The 17637-nt window shown below is 69.4% G+C and carries 17 protein-coding genes; 6 read left to right on the forward strand and 11 right to left on the reverse strand.

Going from position 1 to position 17637, the window contains the following annotated elements:
- Nucleotides 1–52: 52 nt before the first annotated feature.
- A complete protein-coding gene (gene abc-f, locus D105_RS0111215; RefSeq protein WP_018878472.1) occupies nucleotides 53–1966 on the reverse strand; it encodes a ribosomal protection-like ABC-F family protein in 1914 nt (637 codons plus the stop codon).
- 333 nt (nucleotides 1967–2299) lie between these two features.
- On the opposite strand from abc-f, the gene D105_RS0111220 reads away from it, so the two are divergent.
- The gene (locus D105_RS0111220) at nucleotides 2300–3223 is read left to right on the forward strand and encodes a GGDEF domain-containing protein (protein ID WP_018866734.1); all 924 of its coding nucleotides are present in this window, start codon (nucleotides 2300–2302) and stop codon (nucleotides 3221–3223) included.
- Between the two features lie 21 nt (nucleotides 3224–3244).
- Here D105_RS0111220 and D105_RS0111225 read toward each other — a convergent pair whose 3' ends face one another.
- Both D105_RS0111225 and D105_RS0111230 read right to left on the reverse strand, forming a co-directional pair.
- Nucleotides 3245–4198 (reverse strand): hydrogen peroxide-inducible genes activator, encoded by a 954-nt coding sequence (locus tag D105_RS0111225; protein ID WP_018866733.1) that lies wholly within the window; start codon nucleotides 4196–4198, stop codon nucleotides 3245–3247.
- Entirely contained in the window at nucleotides 4195–4551 is a 357-nt protein-coding gene (locus tag D105_RS0111230) for a DUF3301 domain-containing protein (RefSeq protein WP_018866732.1), read from the reverse strand. The genes D105_RS0111225 and D105_RS0111230 overlap by 4 nt, the downstream gene beginning before the upstream one ends.
- Nucleotides 4552–4647: 96 nt before the next feature.
- On the opposite strand from D105_RS0111230, the gene D105_RS0111235 reads away from it, so the two are divergent.
- The 4 genes from D105_RS0111235 (at nucleotide 4648) to D105_RS0111250 (ending at nucleotide 9293) form a co-directional block, all read left to right on the forward strand.
- Nucleotides 4648–5478 (forward strand): inositol monophosphatase family protein, encoded by an 831-nt coding sequence (locus tag D105_RS0111235; protein WP_018878473.1) that lies wholly within the window; start codon nucleotides 4648–4650, stop codon nucleotides 5476–5478.
- A complete protein-coding gene (locus D105_RS0111240) occupies nucleotides 5475–6869 on the forward strand; it encodes an adenylate/guanylate cyclase domain-containing protein (RefSeq protein WP_018866730.1) in 1395 nt (464 codons plus the stop codon). Before D105_RS0111235 ends, D105_RS0111240 begins: the two co-directional genes overlap by 4 nt.
- Nucleotides 6866–7987 carry a hypothetical protein gene (locus tag D105_RS0111245; RefSeq protein WP_018878474.1) on the forward strand — a complete coding sequence of 374 codons (1122 nt, stop codon included), beginning with the start codon at nucleotides 6866–6868 and terminating at the stop codon, nucleotides 7985–7987. The genes D105_RS0111240 and D105_RS0111245 overlap by 4 nt, the downstream gene beginning before the upstream one ends.
- A 91-nt stretch (nucleotides 7988–8078) precedes the next feature.
- A complete protein-coding gene (locus D105_RS0111250; protein ID WP_018878475.1) occupies nucleotides 8079–9293 on the forward strand; it encodes a TraB/GumN family protein in 1215 nt (404 codons plus the stop codon).
- A 234-nt stretch (nucleotides 9294–9527) separates the two neighbouring features.
- On the opposite strand, the gene D105_RS0111255 is transcribed toward D105_RS0111250, so the two are convergent.
- The 4 genes from D105_RS0111255 to D105_RS0111270 are packed head-to-tail and all read right to left on the reverse strand — an operon-like array spanning nucleotide 9528 to nucleotide 12606.
- Nucleotides 9528–10526: a zinc-binding dehydrogenase gene (locus D105_RS0111255; RefSeq protein WP_018878476.1), complete on the reverse strand. Its 999-nt coding sequence runs from the start codon at nucleotides 10524–10526 to the stop codon at nucleotides 9528–9530.
- Between the two features lie 60 nt (nucleotides 10527–10586).
- A complete protein-coding gene (locus D105_RS0111260) occupies nucleotides 10587–11078 on the reverse strand; it encodes a Slp family lipoprotein (RefSeq protein WP_018866726.1) in 492 nt (163 codons plus the stop codon).
- 2 nt (nucleotides 11079–11080) lie between these two features.
- Nucleotides 11081–11665, reverse strand: a complete 585-nt coding sequence (locus D105_RS0111265; RefSeq protein WP_018878478.1) for a Slp family lipoprotein — start codon at nucleotides 11663–11665, stop codon at nucleotides 11081–11083.
- A gap of 44 nt (nucleotides 11666–11709) precedes the next feature.
- Complete coding sequence (locus D105_RS0111270; protein ID WP_018866724.1) at nucleotides 11710–12606, reverse strand: HDOD domain-containing protein; 897 nt, start codon at nucleotides 12604–12606, stop codon at nucleotides 11710–11712.
- A gap of 194 nt (nucleotides 12607–12800) precedes the next feature.
- Between D105_RS0111270 and D105_RS0111275 the strand changes: the two genes are divergently transcribed.
- Nucleotides 12801–13598, forward strand: a complete 798-nt coding sequence (locus D105_RS0111275; RefSeq protein WP_018878479.1) for a dienelactone hydrolase family protein — start codon at nucleotides 12801–12803, stop codon at nucleotides 13596–13598.
- An 81-nt stretch (nucleotides 13599–13679) separates the two neighbouring features.
- On the opposite strand, the gene D105_RS0111280 is transcribed toward D105_RS0111275, so the two are convergent.
- The 4 genes from D105_RS0111280 to D105_RS0111295 form a co-directional block, all read right to left on the reverse strand.
- Nucleotides 13680–15053 carry a response regulator gene (locus D105_RS0111280; protein ID WP_018866722.1) on the reverse strand — a complete coding sequence of 458 codons (1374 nt, stop codon included), beginning with the start codon at nucleotides 15051–15053 and terminating at the stop codon, nucleotides 13680–13682.
- Between the two features lie 168 nt (nucleotides 15054–15221).
- Nucleotides 15222–16775 carry a bifunctional GNAT family N-acetyltransferase/carbon-nitrogen hydrolase family protein gene (locus D105_RS0111285; RefSeq protein ID WP_018866721.1) on the reverse strand — a complete coding sequence of 518 codons (1554 nt, stop codon included), beginning with the start codon at nucleotides 16773–16775 and terminating at the stop codon, nucleotides 15222–15224.
- A gap of 57 nt (nucleotides 16776–16832) precedes the next feature.
- Nucleotides 16833–17156 carry a hypothetical protein gene (locus D105_RS0111290; RefSeq protein WP_018878480.1) on the reverse strand — a complete coding sequence of 108 codons (324 nt, stop codon included), beginning with the start codon at nucleotides 17154–17156 and terminating at the stop codon, nucleotides 16833–16835.
- Nucleotides 17153–17545 (reverse strand): PH domain-containing protein, encoded by a 393-nt coding sequence (locus D105_RS0111295; RefSeq protein WP_018876895.1) that lies wholly within the window; start codon nucleotides 17543–17545, stop codon nucleotides 17153–17155. Before D105_RS0111295 ends, D105_RS0111290 begins: the two co-directional genes overlap by 4 nt.
- Between the last annotated feature and the right edge of the window lie 92 nt (nucleotides 17546–17637).

Genomic DNA, 17637 nt, shown 5'->3' on the forward strand with positions numbered 1-17637 from the left:
CTATATAGACCTCGCAATACCCGATCTCAAGGGTTGGTCTTTGAATCGCTTCTCACTCCGTCGGCTCGGCCTGCGCCGCCTCCAGGGCCTCCAGCGCCTCCATCCACTCGCCCTCCAGCGACTCCAGCCGGGCACGCAGCTCCCCCTGCTCGCGGGTCAGCTGCGCCAGGCGATCCGCCGCCTCGCCTTCGTAAAGGGCAGGATCGGCCATCTCCGCCTCCAGGGCCTCCAGGCGCTCCTGCACCCGGGTGCATTCCTGCTCGGCGCGGTCCGCGCGCTGCTTCAGCGGCTTGAGTGCCGCCCGTGCCTGTGCGGCCTGCTGGCGCCGCTCCTTCTGCGACGGGGCCGGGGCGCTGCGGGCTGCCGATTCACCGGTGCCGGGTTCGCTCGCGGCAAAGGCTTCGCGCTCGCGCGCCTGCAGTTCCCGGGCGTAGTCATCCAGGTCCCCGTCGAAATCTCTCAGATGGCCGTCCTCGACGCGCCAGAAACGGTCGCACACCCGCGCCAGCAATTCGCGGTCATGCGCCACGACCACCAGCCCGCCGGCATAGTTCTCCAGCGCCTCGGCCAGTGCCTCGCGCATATCCAGATCCAGGTGGTTGGTGGGCTCGTCCAGCAACAGCAGGGAAGGCGCCTGCCAGATCAGCAGCGCCAGCACCAGGCGTACGCGCTCCCCGCCCGAGCACTGGCCAACCGGGGCATCCGCCTTCTCCCCGGGAAAGCCCATGCCACCGAGAAAGTTGCGCAGCCGCTGTTCCTCGGCGCGCGGATCCTGGCGTTGCAGATGCACGAGGGGCGAGGCGCCCAGATCCAGCTGCTCGCTCTGGTGCTGGGCGAAATAGCCCACCTTCAGGCTCGGCTCGACCCGGCGCTCGCCGGCGGTGGGCGCCAGCTCGCCGGCCAGCAGGGTCAGAAGCGTCGATTTCCCGGCACCATTGGGCCCCAGTACACCGATCCGGTCCTCCGGCCGAAGACGTAAACTCGTCGCATGCAGGCGGGTGCGGTCCCCGGAGCGCACCTCGGCATGGTCCAGCGCCAGGAGCGGGTCCGGCAGACGCTCGGGGGTCGGGATCTCCAGGTGGATCGGCCGTGCGGCCCGAATCACGGCGACCTCGTCGAGCTGCTCCAGGCGTTTCAGGCGGCTCTGGGCCTGGCGCGCCTTGCTCGCCTTGGCCCGGAAGCGGCGCACGAAATCCTCCAGATGGGCACGCTCGGCCGCGACCTTCGCGGCCGCCGCCTCGCTCTGGGCGATCGCCTCCGCGCGCTTGGCCTCGGCATGGGTATAGCTGCCCGCATAGAGCGCGATGCCCCCGCGCTCGATGTGCGCGATATGGGTACAAACGGAATCGAGAAACCGCCGGTCATGCGCGATCACGATGACCGTCCCCGGGTAGCGCGCCAGCCAGTCCTCCAGCCACAGGATGGTCTCGACATCGAGGTGGTTGGTGGGCTCGTCCAGCAACAACAGATCGGAGCGCGTCATCAGCGTGCGCGCCAGCCCCAGGCGCATGCGCCAGCCGCCGGAGAAGTCGCTCATCGGCCGGTCGGCATCGGCCGGCGCAAAGCCCAGCCCCGCGAGCAGCCGCCGCGCCCGGGCGTCCGCCGTCCAGCCGTCGATCGCATCCAGGGCCGCATACAGGCGCGCCTGTTCGGCGCCGTCGGCGACCTGCTCCAGGCGCGCCTGCAGGTCGCGCAACTCGGCGTCGCCGTCCAGCACGTAGTCCACGGCTGAACGCGCGCTCCCCGGGACCTCCTGCGGCAGGTGCGCCACCACCCAGTCGGCGGGCCGGTCGATCTCGCCGGCATCCAGGCTCAGCTCACCCTGCAGCGCAGCCAGCAGACTGGATTTGCCAGAGCCGTTGGCACCGGTCAGGCCCACCCGCCAGCCGGCGTGCACGGTCAGACTGGCATGCTGCAGGAGGACCTGTCGGCCACGGCGCAACTCGATATCTTGAAGTCGAATCATGCCGCGCAGTGTAGGGCAAGCGAAGGGCGCGCTCATGTAGTCCGGTCATGGCCCGGGACTCGGCGGCCGACACTAGAAGCCTGTCGGATTTGGGACTGATCTCCCACAACGCTCGCGACGATCGCCCAAATCCGAGAGGCGCCTAGCGTCAGGATATTGCCGCCCCTTGCCGGTCCGGGCGGCCATCACCTGCCGGAAGCGGCAAAAATCCGACGGAATTCCGTCTTTCGCACACCAAAAGGACAAACAAGTCACTGTTTCGACGATTGTTTTGATCGATGGCATGGATCTCGCATTACCTTCGACCCCAGGATCTTTGCGAGCGAGACAGCCATGAACCGCGACGGGAACGCCCACAACCTGCGACTGGTATCCGCCAAGGGCAAGACCACCGGCGATGCCGGCACCCCCTTTGACGCCCTGGCGTTTGTCCAGTCGCTGTCATCCAGCCTGGAGCTGGGCACGGTCCTCGCCCGGCTGCAGGAACATCTGCATGCCCAGGTTCACCACAGCGGCTGGTTCTTCATCCTGCAGGAAAGCGACGAGACCTGGTCCGGCGGCGACGAGGATCGCCATCGCATCGAATACGGGATGAGCGCGAACGGCGAAACCATGGGCTCGCTGATCCTGATGCGCGGGCGCCGCTTCAGCGACGACGAACAACAACTGATCGAGGCCCTGCTGGGCCTGGCCGCTCCGGCGCTTGCCAATGCCCTGCGCTTCAAGCGCCTGAACGAGAACCTGGAGACCGACGAGCTGACCGGCCTGGGCAACCGCCGCGCATTCGAGAAACAAGGCGCCCGCTGGCTGGCCGACTGCCGCCGCCAGGGGCGGCCCATGTCGGTGCTGGCCATCGATCTCGATCACTTCAAGCAGATCAACGACGAATACGGCCACAGCGTGGGGGACGACATCCTGCGTCTGGTCGCGCAGACCCTGCGCAGCACCACCCGTGAATCCGACCTGTGCGTGCGCATGGGCGGCGAGGAATTCCTGGCGGTGCTGCCCGGTGCCGACCTGAGCCGTGCGATGGAATGCGCCGAGCGCATCCGCCTGGCCATTGGCGCGCTGCGAACCGCCGCCACGGCAGGCGACCAGTCCACGCTCGAGAGCGATGGCGCGGTCAAGGTGACCGCCAGCATCGGCGTGGCCGGCATCGGGCCCAATACCACTCTGCAGTCGGCCTACCAAGCCGCCGACGAGGCCCTGTACGCCGCCAAGCAGGCCGGCCGCAACCGCGTACTGGCCGGCAACTGACATCCGCCCGCCGCGGGCGGGTCAATCCGGGTGGCCCTGACCCGAGCCGGGCTGGATGAAATCGACGCAGGTCAGGGGGGTCGACAACACCGCCCGGCGCAGGGCCTCGATGGCCTCCGGGCGCGGAAAACTGGCGCGCCAGGCCAGGGCCACCCGGCGGCTGGGGGCCGGATCCTCGAAACGCCGCACGGCCAGCAGGCGCTGGGCATAGCGATCCGCCCCCACCGCCGTACACGGCAGAATGGTGACCCCCATCCCCGAGGCCACCATGTGGCGGATCGTTTCCAGCGAGGAGCCCTCGAGGTTGCGCGGCGTACTGCCGTCCGCGGTCACGGTCCGCTGGCAGTCGGGGCAGCGCTCCAGCACCTGATCGCGGAAGCAATGGCCCGCGCCCAGCATCAGCAGCGTGGCATCGGCCATATCCTCCAGACGCAGCGGATCCTTGTCCTTCAGTGGGTGCGCCGCCGGCAGCACGGCCATGAACGGCTCGTCGTACAGGGGCAGGGTGACCACCCCGGGCTCCTCGAACGGCAGCGAGATGATGATCGCGTCCAGCTCGCCCTGCTTGAGCCGTTCACGCAGCCGGCCGGTGTAGTTCTCCTCGATCACCAGGGGCATGTTCGGGGCACGTTCGCGCAGCGCCGGGATCAGCTCCGGCAGCAGGTAAGGCCCGATGGTGTAGATCGCCCCCAGCCGCAGGGGGCCGGACAGCTGGTCCTGGCTCTGCACCGCAACCGAACGCAACTGCTCCACCTCGGCCAGCACGCGCCGCGCCTGCGCGAGCACCTGTTCGCCCGCCGGCGTCACGGTGACCTCGCCGCGGCCGCGTTCGAACAGCGTGACCCCCAGCTCCTCCTCGAACTTGCGCACAGCGACCGACAGCGACGGCTGGCTGACGTGACAGGCCTCGGCCGCATGCCCGAAGTGCCGGGCATCCGCGACGGCCACCACATAACGCAGCTCGTTCAGCGTCACCCCGGACCACCCGCGCTCGGGTCGTCGCGCTCCGGCCCCTGAAACTCGCGACCACCATCCGGCCAGTCCAGGGTCACACGCTTCAGTTGCCGACCTTCCAGAGAGATCTCGCCGGGGTGGCGGCCCGCCCCGTCGGCGGAGAACTCGAAGCGATAGTGTCGTTGCAGGGCCAGGCCGCGCTCGCCCCACGTCAGGCGCTGACCGGTACGCACAACGGTCGCATCCAGCAGCTGGACCCCCGCCCGTTCACACGCCTGGCGTCCCACCCGGCGAGCCCGTTCGTTGGCCCGCCAGGTGTCATTCACGTAGAACGCGACCAGTGCCAGGGCGAGGATTATGATCAAGCCGGTCATGGACCGGTATGATAAGCACATTCGTAGCCGAGTTCGCCCGGGCCGACCGGGCCGCATCCGGCTCACTCACTCCGCAATCGGCGTTGCCAGGGCTGCATGACTGCCACCTCCATCCCCTTTTCCGATCTCGCCCGGGGTCTGCGCGCGATCGGACAGCAAGAACTCCTGCCGCGCTTCGAAGCCGGCATCGACGTGGACTACAAGGCCGACGGCAGTGTAATCACCGAGGCCGACCACGCGGTGGACGCCCGGGTGCGCGAGCTGCTGCGCCAGCACGGGCAGCGCGAACCGGTGTTGAGCGAGGAGCAGGCGCGCGCGGAACAGGCACAGGTCCTGGAGACCGCCCCGGCCTTCTGGCTGGTGGACCCGCTCGACGGCACCTCCAATTTCGCCGGCGGCATGCCCTTCTTCGCCATCTCCATCGCCCGCATTGCAGGCGACCGGGTCACCCACGGGGCGACCTACGACCCGGTCCGCGACGAACTGTTCACCGCGACCGAGGACACCGCGCTGGAGCTCAACGCCGCCGCCCCGCCGGCGGCCCGGCGACCACCGGTCCCGGAGCTGAAACGCGCCATCGCCCTGGTCGACTACAAGCGGCTGGACGACCCACTGGCGCGCGAACTGGCCAGCCATGCCCCGTTCCGGTCGCAACGCAACCTCGGGGCCTGCGCCCTGGAGTGGGCCTGGCTGGCGGCCGGGCGCGCCGATCTGTACCTGCATGGCGGACAGGCCCCCTGGGACAGCGCGGCCGGCGGATTGATACTCGCCCGCGCGGGCGGGGCCATGTGCGACCTCGGGGGCCGCCCGGTGTTTGGTCGCTCCCTGGCCAAGCGTTCCGCCGTGGCGGCCCGCTCCTCCGCCCTGCTCGCCGACTGGCGGGCCTGGCTGGCCCCCTGGCTCGCACCACGCGAGGACGCCTCGTGATCGGGCGGCGCAAGCGCGGTGTCAGCGCCCGCCTGAATGTCGGCGGGGCCGACTTCACGCCCCGCTATCTGCCGATCGCATGGAAGATCGTGGCGGCCATCGCCGGGCTTACGCTGGCCGGGATCGTGACCCTGTCGGCCGTGGTGCTGAACCAGGTCAGCAATGTGCTGGACAACCAGATTCGCGCCCAGGCCGAGATCACGGTGGCGCCGGTCGCGCGCACTTCGGCCGAGCTGATGCTGGCGGAGGACTACCTGACCCTGGAGACCCTGCTGAACTCGCTGGTGGAGGAGGGGCGGGTCGAATCCATCGCCGCCTACGCGATCGATCGCGGCCAGGTCGCGCGCGCCGGAACCCCGCCGGAGCAGTCTCTCACCGACGGCGTGTGGCCCCTGGCGCCCACGGTGGAACCGTACCGCCGCGAGGTCCTGTTCCAGGATGTGCAGGTGGGCTACATCGAGGCCTATATCGATACCTCGCCCATGCAGGAACTCATCCGCAACACCCTGAATGCCGGGATTGCCACGGCCATCGGGGTCTTCCTGCTGAGCCTGTTGCTGGCGATCGACATCAGCAAGCGCCTGGTGCGGCCGCTGGAACGCCTGGCCGAGAGCATGCGCTCGCGCTTCCGGCCGATGGACGCCGAGGGCAACCCCCTGCCCATGGTGCGCCAGGACGAGATCGCCCAGTTGACCGATGCCTTCAACGACATGGCGCGCGACCTGCTGCGCAAGGACCAGGTCGAGGCCGCCCTGCGCCGCTACGTATCAGACGCCATCGCCCAGGACATCCTGGAGAACCTGGACCGGGTCGAGCTGGGCGGGCGCGCGGTGGAGGGCTCGGTCCTGTTTGCCGACATCCAGGGCTATACGGCGCTGTCGGAGCGCTGCAGCCCGGAGGCCCTGGGCCGGATGCTCAACGAATTCTTCGGCCCGATGTCGGAATGCATTGCTCGTCACGGAGGCACGGTGGACAAGTACATGGGCGACTGTACCATGGCGGTCTTCGGCCTCGGGACGGACGCCGGCAACCACCGCCTGACCGCCGTGCAGACCGGCCTGGCCCTGCTGGAAACCGTCGCCTCGATCAATGCCGAACGCGAACGCCGGGGCGAGACCCGGGTGGAATTCCGTATCGGCCTGAACGCCGGCGAGATGCTGGCCGGCAACATGGGGGCCGAGGACCGCATGCAGTTCACCGTAGTCGGCGACACCGTCAACCTGGCCGCCCGCCTGGTCACGGTCGCGCCCCCCGGCGGGCTGGTCACGACCGCCGCATTCATGGAGCACGAGCAGGTGAAGGGACACTTCCGCACCGAAGACTGGGGCACCCACGAGCTGCACGGCGTCAGCGAGGCCGTTCCGGTCACCCGGGTCCTGGACCGCGCATGACCACACGCGGCGGCCTCCTCCCGCTCGCGGGCATCCTGCTGGCGGTCCTGCTGGTCCAGGGCTGCGCGGCCCTGGACCCCTTCGCCCCGCCGGAGCAGCGCATCGAGCGCGCGCTGGAGGCCGGCGACTACCAGCGCGCCCTGGAGCTGATCGAGCAGCACGAGCCGGAACCGCAAGCGGAATGGACCGAGCGCCGTGAGGAAATCGAGCGCGCGGCCGAGACCGCCGCGGCCGCGGCCATGGACGAGGCGCGCGCCGCCTCGGCCGAGGGCGCCGTGGCCCGCGCCCTGGAGATCCTCGAGGACGCCGAGCAGAAGCTGCCGCCCGCCAGCGAACGGCGCCAGTACATCGAGCAACTCGAGCGCCAGCGGCAAGTCGGCCTGCAGACCCTGGAACAACGCCACGACATCCTCGAGGCCCGCGCCCTGGTCCAGCAGCTGCGCCTGCTGGAGGTGATGCGTCCGCTGGTGCGGCGCAGCGAACAGCTGCCGGACGATCCCGACCGCCTGGCCCAGCGCCGCGACCCCCTGGCCCGGTCGCTGGACGGCTACGCCGCGGATACCGAGGGTGAGGAACGCCTGGAGCTGCTGCGCCTGGCCCAGAACCTGGCACCCGCCTCGGAACGCGCGCGGCGCATCGCGTCACTGGAGCAGGAACTGCGCGAGACCGAGGCCCCCGCGGTCGAGGACGAGGTCCCGCGCTCCACCATCAACGCACGCCTGCGCCAGGCCCTGGAGGCCGACGACCTGGCCACGGCCGCGCGCTGGTGCCGCAGCGAGATCACCCCCGATGCCGACGCCTCCGGCCCGGACCAGGCCGCGCAGCGGGCGCACCGCGTGCTGTGCGAGGAATGGCGCGAACGCCGCGACGCACGCGCCGAGGAACTGCTGGAAGCGGGGCGCGGGCACTACTCCGCCGGGCGCATCGAAGAGGCCCTGGAGCACTGGCAGGAAGGGCTCGACCTGGCCCCCGACCACGCCGGACTGATCACCGCCCACGAGCGCGCCCTGCGGGTAATCGAGCGCCTGGAGAGCCTGCGCGTGCCGGAACCCCTGCCCGCGACCGACGAGGCGACCCCGCCCGCCGACGTGCCGCAAGCCGAACCCGAGGCCCCCTGACCACCTCCCCGCAACGCCCCCTTCCGGCGCTGCGGGCCGCACGCATTCGCCGTAGAATACGCCCGCCCACCGGAGCAAGAGCCCGCCACGCATGAATCCCGCCGTCCAGGAACTGATCGCCGACGAACCCCACCGCGTCCTGCAGCTGGGCGACACCGAGGTCGTGGTGCTGGGGACCGCGCACGTCTCGCGCGCCAGCGCCGACAAGGTGCGCGCGCTGGTGGACATCGGCGCCTTCGACAGCGTCGCCATCGAGCTGTGCGAGAGCCGCCAGCGAGCCATGCTGGATCCCGATGCCATCGGCCGCATGGACCTGTTCAGCGTGATGCGCAAGGGCCAGGCCCCGATGATCGCCGCCAGCCTGGCGCTGGGCGCCTATCAACAACGCCTGGCCGACCAGTACGGCATCGAGCCGGGGGCCGAGATGCGCGCGGCGATGGACGGCGCCCTGGACCGCGGCCTGCCGCTGGCCCTGATCGACCGCGACATCGGCCTGACCCTGCGCCGCACCTACCGCGCCGTACGCTGGTGGGAGCGCATGGGGCTGATCGGCGGCCTGTTCGGCTCGGTGCTGTCGCGCGAGAAGATCGACGAATCGGAGATCGAGCGGCTCAAGGAAGGCGACATGCTGGAGTCCACCTTCAGCGAGTTTGCCGAGCAGTCCGAGGATCTCTACCGCACGCTGATCGAGGAGCGCGACCACTACATGGCCGCCCACCTGCGCCGGCTCGCGGCCAACCCGGACACCCGCCGCATCCTCGCGGTGGTCGGGGCCGGGCACCTGCCCGGGATTGCCGAACAGGCCGAGGATCACCTGACCCCGCCAGACGCGATCCTCGAGGCGCTCGACCAGGCCCCGCCCAAGGCGCGCTGGCCGAAGGTCATCCCGTGGGTGGTGATCGGGGTCATCCTGGCCGGCTTCGCCATCGGCTTCTCGCGCAACCCGGACATCGGGGTGCAGATGGTCACCGACTGGGTCCTGATCAATGGCGGCCTGGCGGCGATCGGCGCGATCGTAGCGCTGGCCCACCCACTGACCGTGCTCACCGCCGCCCTGGCCGCCCCGCTGACCTCGCTGAACCCCACCATCGGGGTGGGCTTTGTCGCGGCGGCGGCCGAGCTGTTCCTGCGCAAGCCCCGGGTCTCCGACTTCGCCAGCCTGCGCCAGGACACCACCACCCCGCGCGGCTGGTGGCGCAACCGCGTCTCGCGCGTGCTGCTGGTCTTCCTGCTGACGACCCTGGGCTCCGCCGCCGGCACCTACATCGGCGGCGCCCGCGTCTTCAGCCACCTCTTCGGCAGCTAACCCCCGGCCCCATGCGCTTCAGGAGTCCGCTACGAAGACACGAAGCAGGGCAAGGGCAAGAGCGATTTACAGGAAGAAGGGAAGACGGGAAGGGTTTTTGGGGTAGGGGATTGGCTGGAGACCGCGATTCCCAAACCGCCCGCCATGCTTCCTGCGTTTCAACCCAATCCCTCTTCCAATCTTCGCGTCTTCCTGTAGACCGCCCTTGCCCTTCTTGATGGTTGCAAGACCCGCTTATTCGGGGATGCGCAGGACGAGTTTGCCGCGGCGGCCGCCGGCCTCGATGCGGCGGTGGGCCTCGGCCGCCTCGGCCAGGGGCAGGGTGTCCTCGACATTGACCTGCAACCGCCCGCTGGCCAGCCGGGCCAGGCCCTCGGCCACGAGGGTCCCCTGGTGCTTCAGGCGCCGGCGATCGTTCTCCAGCATCGGGGTCAGCATCAGCTCCAGGCTGATACTCGGGTTGCGCAGCCGCGCCGGGTTCCAGTCGACATCCGCCGGGGGTGCCAGCAGGGTCACCAGGTCGCCGCCATAGGCCACCTGGGCCAGGCCCTCGCGGAAGGTCTCGCCACCCACGGTGTCCAGCACGACATCGAAGCCCCGGCCATCGGTGTACTGGCGAATCGTCTCCTCGGCGTCGGGCTTGCGGAGATCGACGACATCCACGCCCAGAGCCGTAACGATGGCGGCGGCCTGGTCGCGCCGTATCAGGCCCAGCACCCGGGCCCCGGACGCGCGCGCTATCTGGACGGCCATCTGGCCCACGCCACCGGCCGCCGCATGCACCAGCACACTCTGTCCGCGCTGCAGATCGGCTCGCTCGAACAGGGCCTCCCACGCGGTCAGCCAGGTCAGCGGCAAGGCCGCGGCCTGGATATCGGACACCGCCGAGGGTACCGGGACCACCGCGGCCTCCGGCACCACCACCTGCTCGGCGTAGGTACCCGGATCGGCGCCGACCCCGCCAAAACAGAAGGCCACACGTTGCCCCGGCCGCGCGTGGTGTACCGCGCTGCCGCATTCCTCGACGATGCCGACGCCATCGCAACCGGGGGTGTTGCGGGAGGCGCCGGGGACGATCATGCCGCCGCCGCGCACCTTGGTATCCACCGGATTGACGCCGGCGGCCAGCATCCGGACACGGACCTGGTCGGGGGCCGTCAACGCCGGTTCCGCCACCTCGTCCAGGCGCAGGACCTCGGCGGTGCCGGGTTCGTCAAACACCACTGCTCGCATGGAACCTCCCAGACAAATTCGAATGATTGTGCCCGCGCGCCGGGACGACCCGGTCCCGCGCTACAGGCCGATACCGATCCCGATGCCGAAGCGCACGCCGCCGGATGAACGCGGCGGGTCGGGCTCCGGCCACAGATGCACCGAGTGGGCATCCAGCACCGGGAAGACGTAGTCCAGTTCACCGATCCGCCCTTCCTCGACGCCGGTAACCGTGCCTACGCCCGTGATGCGGCGACCGGCGCGATAGTCCACCGGGTCGGCGAAACCGTCCACCCGCAGGCGGAAGCGCCCGGTAGTGGACTGCCGGGTCTGCGGCTCCTGGCGAGTCAGTGGGTAGCCAACCACCTCGACGAAGGTGGCCTCGGCGCGATTGTCCACCCGAGCGATCACGCCGCCCCAGACCTGCTCGTCGGCGGGCAGGCTGTCCGCCGTGACGGCCCGCGGTTCGACCTGCACGGACGGGTCGTCAGGCGCCTCCAGCGGGCCGGAGGCACAGGCGATCAGGAACAGGGGCAGCAGCAGGGCTGCCAGGGGAAACCGGAATCGGGACATACTCACCAGTACCACGGATGCGGGTGATAACGCCCGTAGACCCCGTAACGCGGGCCCCAGGGGCTGTAGAACGGATCGTAGAAGGGGTCGTAGAACGGGTCGCGATAATACCGCTCGGACGGCGGCGGCCGGCGCGGCCACAGGTACACCGCATCCGCCTGCAGGGTCACGAAGGTATAGGCGTAGTCACCGATACTGCCTTCCTCGATGCCCTGGATGACGCCGCGTACGGTGACCTCGCGGCCCTCGGCGTAGACCTGGGGGTCCAGGAACCCGCTGCTGACCGCGCGAAAGCGCCCCGGGGAGCGGTCAGCCTCCCGCGGGCGGCCCTGGCGATCCAGCTCGCGGGCGACCACCTCCAGCCGGGTGCCGCCGTCGGTGTTCTCGATGGCCGCGATCACTCCGCCCCAGACCACGACCTCGCCCTTCACCGCCTCGGGGTCGGCGAGTACCTGCTCGCGATCCGGTGCCGCAGCCGGCAACGGGGCCAGCGACGCCGGCACCCCGGCGCAGCCCGCCAGCAGGAACAGCAGGCCGGCCGCGAACCACACGCGCAGACCCGGGTTGATGCAGGCGGACATCGGCATAATGCTTCCGACCCCGGAGGCCGGCGCGGGTTCATGCCGCGATCTCACGCGCGGGGCTCCGCGTCGTGCGCCGGGTCGCAGAGGTCCTGCACCGCCAGCACCTCGTGCTGGGCCTCCTCCACCGCGGAGAGCAGGACCTCGGGGGCCAGGTGCAGGGCCTCCCAGACCGCCGGGTCCACCGGTGGGGCATCGGCCCAGTCGCGCGAGTCGATCTCGGCCAGATGGGCGCCGGTATTGGCCAGGTGCACCAGCATCACGGCGGTGCGGTGGCGCTCCGGCGCCTGCATGGGCTGATGATGACCGGCCAGGCAATCGACCAGCAGCTCCGGCAGTCCCCAGTGCTCGGCCAGGGCCCCGCCCAGCTCCGCGTGATCAAACCCCAGCTGGGCACGTTCCGCACCCTGCGGGCTGAGCCCGTCGCCGACATCCAGGCTGGAGAGGAAGGCCCGATGGGCCGATTCCGGCGACTGCGAGAACAGCAGCAGCTTGCCCAGGTCATGCAGCAGACCGGCCAGGAAGATCCCGCTGGCCTGGCGTGGCAGCACCCGCATCGCCAGCTGACGCGCGATCACCGCGCAGTAGGCGGAATGCCGCCAGAAGACCTCCAGCGGCAGGCGCTCCTGATCGGGGATGCTGGCCGTCGCGCGGGTGATCGCACTGGCCACCACCAGGCGCTGCAGGGCATCGCGCCCCAGCATCGCGATCGCGCGGTCCACCGAGTCGATGGTGCGCGCGGGGGCGTAGGCGGGGCTATTGGCGATGCGCAGGACCAGGGCCACCAGGCCGGGGTCGCGGCTCAGGCTGTTCGCGATCTGGACCGCGGTCGCGTTGTCGTCCTCCAGAAGACGCGCGACCTCGAATACCACCTGCGGCATCGCCAGCAGCTTGTCGGCCGACTGGACCCGGGCCTCCAGGGAATCGTTGGCGGAACGCTCGGACATGGATGGATCCTCTTGCCGGAGCGAAGCGCCGATCGCTTCGCCCCACTCGTCCTGTTCCCGGGCCGGCGCGCTGACACGGCCCGGACGTCTCTACTGTAGCCGCTGTCCCGATCGTTGTAACCCGGCGGGGCAACGAACCATACTCGAGGGTCCGGGTCTATCGAGAGTCGATTCGACGATCAAGGAGGTGTTCGATGTTCGCCAAACCCGCTTTCGCGCCGCTCGCCGTCCTGCTGGCCGGACTCCTGCCCGGCCTCGCCTTCGCCGGCATCCAGACCGAAGAGGTCGCTTACGACCACGACGGTGACGAGATGACCGGCTACCTCGCCTACCCCGAAGGCGACGGCCCGCATCCGGCGGTCCTGGTCATCCACGAGTGGTGGGGCCACAACGACTACGCCCGCGACCGCGCCGAGCAACTCGCCCGCGAGGGCTACACGGCCTTCGCCCTGGACATGTACGGCAGCGGCAAGCTGGCCGACCACCCCTCCACCGCCGGTGAATTCGCCGGCGAGATCCGCGAGAACCGCGATCTGATGCTGGGCCGTTTCCAGGCCGCCTACGACTGGCTGCGCGCGAATGATGCGGCGGCCGATGCCGCACCCTCCGCGGTCGGCTACTGCTTCGGTGGCACTGTGGCCCTGGAGGCTGCACGCGCCGGGATGGACCTGAACATTGCGGCCAGCTTCCACGGCGGCCTGGGGACCGAGCACCCGGCCGAGGCCGGCAAGGTCACGGCGGAACTGCTCAGCTTCACCGGCACCGCGGATCCGATGATCCCGCCGGAACAGATCGCCGGCTTCCAGGACGAGATGCAGAATGCCGAGGCGCGCTACACCGTGGTGGAATTCTCCGGGGTGAAGCACAGCTTCACCAACCCCGGGGCCGACGCCATTGCCGAGGAATTCGGCATGCCGGTGGGCTATGACGCCCGCGCGGACCACGACTCCTGGAACCATCTGCTGGGCGTACTGCGCGACCGCCACCAGTAGGAAATGCCCCCGGCGGGCCCCGGGTCACCCGGGCCCGCCACCTCCCAACAACTCATCGAATCGCCGGGCCCTCCGGCGACGTCAGTATCCACGCAGGTAGATCGCCACACCCAGGGCGACCACAACCGCCAGCACTCCCACGAAGGCCACCCGGAACCAGCGCCGGCGCCCCAGGCGCTCGGAACGCCTGTGCGGCGGGTCTGACGCTGGCGCGCGCAGGCGGTCCTCCGGCTCCGCCTTGACCGACCCCTCGGGATCGGCCGGGCGCTCGGGCTCTGCGGCCGCCGTGGTGCTGTGTCCGGTCAGGGCGTGTTCCAGATCGCGGATACGGCCACGCAGCTCCTGATTGCGCTGCTGAGACTCGGCCAGTTCCTGTTCGCGCGCTACCAGGCGCTCGCCCAGATCCGCCGCCGAGTCCCCGGTGTCCGCGCAGCGCTGCTCCGCCTCCGCCTGGGCCTTCTCCGCGGCGGCCGCCCGCTCGCACTGCTGATTGCGCTCGCGGCGCAGGCGATCGGCCTCGGCTCGCGCGTCCTGCAGCTCTTTCTGCACCGCGTCGCGCTGGCGCTCCAGCTCGACCAGGTCATGATCCAGGCGAACGTTCTCGCCCTCCAGTTCGCGCACCCGGCTGCGCAGTTGCTCGGTCGCCTCGCTGGCCGCCGCGGGTGCCCCGGCCTCCTCGGCCTCCAGCTCCTCGACCCGCGCGCGCAGCGTGGCCAGTTCGGCCTCGCGGGCCTCGGCCTGCTCGCCGGCGGCCGCGGCCTCCTCGTCGCGCGCCCGCGCCTCGGCCAGCGCCGTCTCGGTCTCCTCCAGCCGGGCCTGCAGGGTCTCGATCTCGCGCTCGCGTTCCTCGGCGCGCTGGAAGGCCGCCGTGGATTCATCGCGAGCCTCGCCCAGGGCATTGCGCAGGCGCTCCAGTTCCTTCTGCGCCTCGCGCTCGTTGGCGGACTGCTGGCGCAGCATCAGCTCGCGACGCAGGCGCTCGACCTCTTCGCGCAGCGCCGCGGCCTCGGCGGTATCGACTTCCGCGCCGGCGCTCGCGGGCTCCGGCTCCGGGGGCGGCGGCAGCAGTTCGGCCACCACCTCGCGCACACGGGTCGGCACGAACGGCTTCATCAGGACGGCGCTGGCGCCCAGCGAACGCCATTCGTCGCTGGCGGCCTCGTCGCTCTCCTGGCCGGTCACGATCGCCACCGGGAGATCGGCAGGGACATTCTCGATGCCATCGCGCACACGGAGCAGCAAATCCTGGCCGTCGATCCCCGGCATCGAGAGATCGGTCAGGACCAGGCCGATATCCGGATACTGCTGCAGCAGCTCCAGGGCCTGCTCGCCATCGGCGGCCTCGTAGACCGTGTGCTGGCCCTGCAGGATGCGCTGCAACGCGACCCGGATGACCTTGGAGTCATCCACCACGAGAATCGCGGCGCGTTTCGGATCCGGCGTCTGCTCGTTCATTCCTTCCCCCTGACTGACATCCGCCCGTCCAGTGACGGCGCGGCCTCGATCATGGCCGACGGACCGCGACCGATGCTCCCTGTACCAGCAAGACTAAGGGGCGCGGCCTCCGGATGCCAGTGGCAGCCAACGGGCAACCGGAACGCGTTCACGTTTTGTCCGCGCGGGCTACACTGGCTTGGACTTCCACTTGACCGAGTAGAGATCCCGGCGGCGGTCGCGCAGGTTGCGCACCGAGCCGTGGTTGCGCAGCTCCTTCAGGTTATCGAGGTCGAGGTCCACGATCAGCGTCATCTCGGTATTCGGAGTCGCCTCCGCCGCCACCGCGTCATGCGGGAAGGCGAAGTCGGACGGGGTGAATACCGCGGCCTGGGAATACTGCATGTCCATGTTCTCGACCTTGGGCAGGTTGCCCACCGAGCCGGACATCACCACGTAGCACTCGTTCTCGATGGCCCGTGCCTGGGCACAGCGCCGCACCCGAAGGTAGGCGTTCTTGGTGTCGGTCCAGTAGGGGACGAACAGGATCTGCAGGCCATGGTCGGCCATCACCCGGGGCAGTTCGGGGAATTCCACGTCGTAGCAGATCAGGATGCCGATCTTGCCGAAGTCGGTATCGAAGACGTGTACCTCGTCGCCCCCCTGCAGCCCCCAGTAGGAGACCTCGTCGGGGGTCACGTGGACCTTGTACTGGCGGTCCCAAGTGCCATCGCGGCGGCACAGGTAAGAGACGTTGCGGAGCACGTCCTCGGTGTATTCGGGCATCGACCCGGCCACGATGTTGATGTTGTAGGCCAGCGCCAGGCGCACCATTTCCTCGCGCACCGCCTCGGTGTATTCGGCCAGGCGGCGTACGGCCTCGGCCGGGTAGTCCTGGTTGAACGCCCCCATCAGCGGGCCGTTGAAGAATTCCGGGAACAGCACGCAATCCGCGCGGTAGCCGGAGACCGCATCCACGAAGTACTCCACCTGCTGGAACAGGGCATCGAGATCCACTGTCGGGCGCATCTGCCACTGGACCACGCCGATGCGCACGTCCGAGCGGCTGCCGCCGATCAGCTTCTCCTTCTCCTCGTAGTAGATGTTGAGCCACTCGATCAGGGTGGCGTAGGCCCCGGACTTCTCGTCGTCCGGCAGGTAGTTGGTGATGATCTTGCGGACGTGGAAGTCGTTCGCCAGCTGGAAGGTCAGGATCGGATCGGTGATCTCGTGGTTCTTCACCCGACGCACGTACTGCTGCGGGGTCAGCTCGTCGCGATACTGCTCGTAGCCGGGGATGCGCCCGCCGGCGACGATCGCCCGCAGGTTCAGCTTCTCGCACAGCTCCTTGCGCGCGTCGTACAGCCGCCGTCCCAGACGCAGCCCGCGATAGTCCGGATGCACGAAGATGTCCACGCCGTAGAGGGTGTCGCCGTCCGGGTCATGGGTGGTCAGGAAGCCGTTGCCGGTGATCTGCCAGTAGTTGTGGTGATCGCCGAAGCGCTTGTATTCGACGATCAGGCTGATCGCCGCGGCCACCACCTTGCCGTTGTCCTCGATGCAGATCTGGCCCTCGGGAAAACGCTTCACCTGGGAGCGGAACTGCGCCTCGCTCCAGGCGCCGTCCAGGTCGTGATAGACCCGCTCCATGATCTCGCGGATGTCCTCGTAGTCCTCGATCCGGGTCGGCCGCAGGGTGAGGTGGTGCTGGGGATTGGATTCGTTGTCCGCGTCGGTCGTCACGCTCGGGGCTCCGGGGATTGAGAAGGAAACGCAGGATGCACGGTGCACCGGCCGGGATCAAAAGATCCAGGCCAGCATCAGCCAGAAGAAGACGAAGAACAGGAAAAAGCCGGGGATCATGAACTGCAGCTCCCCGATCAGGCCCTCGCCGGCGGCCAGTGCAAACACGATCGAGATCAGGACCGACACGATGGCCGCGACCAGCGCGGCGTTCTTCAGGCCCATGCCGTCGTCGAAGGTCAGCGCCACCCAGTCCGACAGCCCCGGCAGGGAGACCGCCGCCGCCAGCACCAGCAGGGCCACCAGCAACGCGACCAGCGCCGAGGTGCCCAACAGGATGCGCAGCGCCAGGCGGCTGTCGGAGCGATCGCTCCGGCTCATGCCAGGGCCTCGCGGCGACCGCGCACGTACTCGCGCACGCGGTTGGGGTCGGGGATGCCGGTGACCCGGAACTCCGGGTTGTCGCCAGTGGTGTACACCGCGATGCGGCCCACCCGGAAGATGCGGTCGAAAAAGCTCTGGTCCACCTTCACCGTGCGGATCTGGCCGATATCCAGATCCACATGCGACTTCGACAACAGACCGCGCTCGAGATGCACCTGGTCGGCATCGATGCGCAGCCGCACCGAGCGGGTCTGCAGATACCACCACAGCAGGATCAGCAGGCCGAGCCCGAAAGCCGGGATCAGGACCAGGCTGAGGATGAAACCGAACGGGTGATTGCGGAACATCGCCGGGCGGGCGTCGATCGCGGGTTCACGGGCGGACATGCACGAACTCCGGTTGCGGGCGGACCCGAACAGTTTGGCGCGGCCACCCAGACAAAGCGAGCCCCGCACCGGGGATTCCCTGATGCGGGGCT

It is taken from the genome of Thioalkalivibrio sp. ALE28, from assembly GCF_000377425.1.
Classification (GTDB): Bacteria; Pseudomonadota; Gammaproteobacteria; order Ectothiorhodospirales; family Ectothiorhodospiraceae; genus Thioalkalivibrio.

What these genes read in the sequence shown, in the direction of transcription:
- D105_RS0111270 (WP_018866724.1), bottom strand. Translation starts at nt 12,606, where the DNA reads ATGTCCGAGCGTTCCGCCAACGATTCCCTGGAGGCCCGGGTCCAGTCG.
- abc-f (WP_018878472.1), bottom strand. Translation starts at nt 1,966, where the DNA reads ATGATTCGACTTCAAGATATCGAGTTGCGCCGTGGCCGACAGGTCCTC.
- D105_RS0111290 (WP_018878480.1), bottom strand. Translation starts at nt 17,156, where the DNA reads ATGAGCCGGAGCGATCGCTCCGACAGCCGCCTGGCGCTGCGCATCCTG.
- D105_RS0111265 (WP_018878478.1), bottom strand. Translation starts at nt 11,665, where the DNA reads ATGCCGATGTCCGCCTGCATCAACCCGGGTCTGCGCGTGTGGTTCGCG.
- D105_RS0111235 (WP_018878473.1), top strand. Translation starts at nt 4,648, where the DNA reads ATGACTGCCACCTCCATCCCCTTTTCCGATCTCGCCCGGGGTCTGCGC.
- D105_RS0111250 (WP_018878475.1), top strand. Translation starts at nt 8,079, where the DNA reads ATGAATCCCGCCGTCCAGGAACTGATCGCCGACGAACCCCACCGCGTC.
- D105_RS0111230 (WP_018866732.1), bottom strand. Translation starts at nt 4,551, where the DNA reads ATGACCGGCTTGATCATAATCCTCGCCCTGGCACTGGTCGCGTTCTAC.
- D105_RS0111220 (WP_018866734.1), top strand. Translation starts at nt 2,300, where the DNA reads ATGAACCGCGACGGGAACGCCCACAACCTGCGACTGGTATCCGCCAAG.
- D105_RS0111280 (WP_018866722.1), bottom strand. Translation starts at nt 15,053, where the DNA reads ATGAACGAGCAGACGCCGGATCCGAAACGCGCCGCGATTCTCGTGGTG.
- D105_RS0111275 (WP_018878479.1), top strand. Translation starts at nt 12,801, where the DNA reads ATGTTCGCCAAACCCGCTTTCGCGCCGCTCGCCGTCCTGCTGGCCGGA.
- D105_RS0111260 (WP_018866726.1), bottom strand. Translation starts at nt 11,078, where the DNA reads ATGTCCCGATTCCGGTTTCCCCTGGCAGCCCTGCTGCTGCCCCTGTTC.
- D105_RS0111255 (WP_018878476.1), bottom strand. Translation starts at nt 10,526, where the DNA reads ATGCGAGCAGTGGTGTTTGACGAACCCGGCACCGCCGAGGTCCTGCGC.
- D105_RS0111245 (WP_018878474.1), top strand. Translation starts at nt 6,866, where the DNA reads ATGACCACACGCGGCGGCCTCCTCCCGCTCGCGGGCATCCTGCTGGCG.
- D105_RS0111295 (WP_018876895.1), bottom strand. Translation starts at nt 17,545, where the DNA reads ATGTCCGCCCGTGAACCCGCGATCGACGCCCGCCCGGCGATGTTCCGC.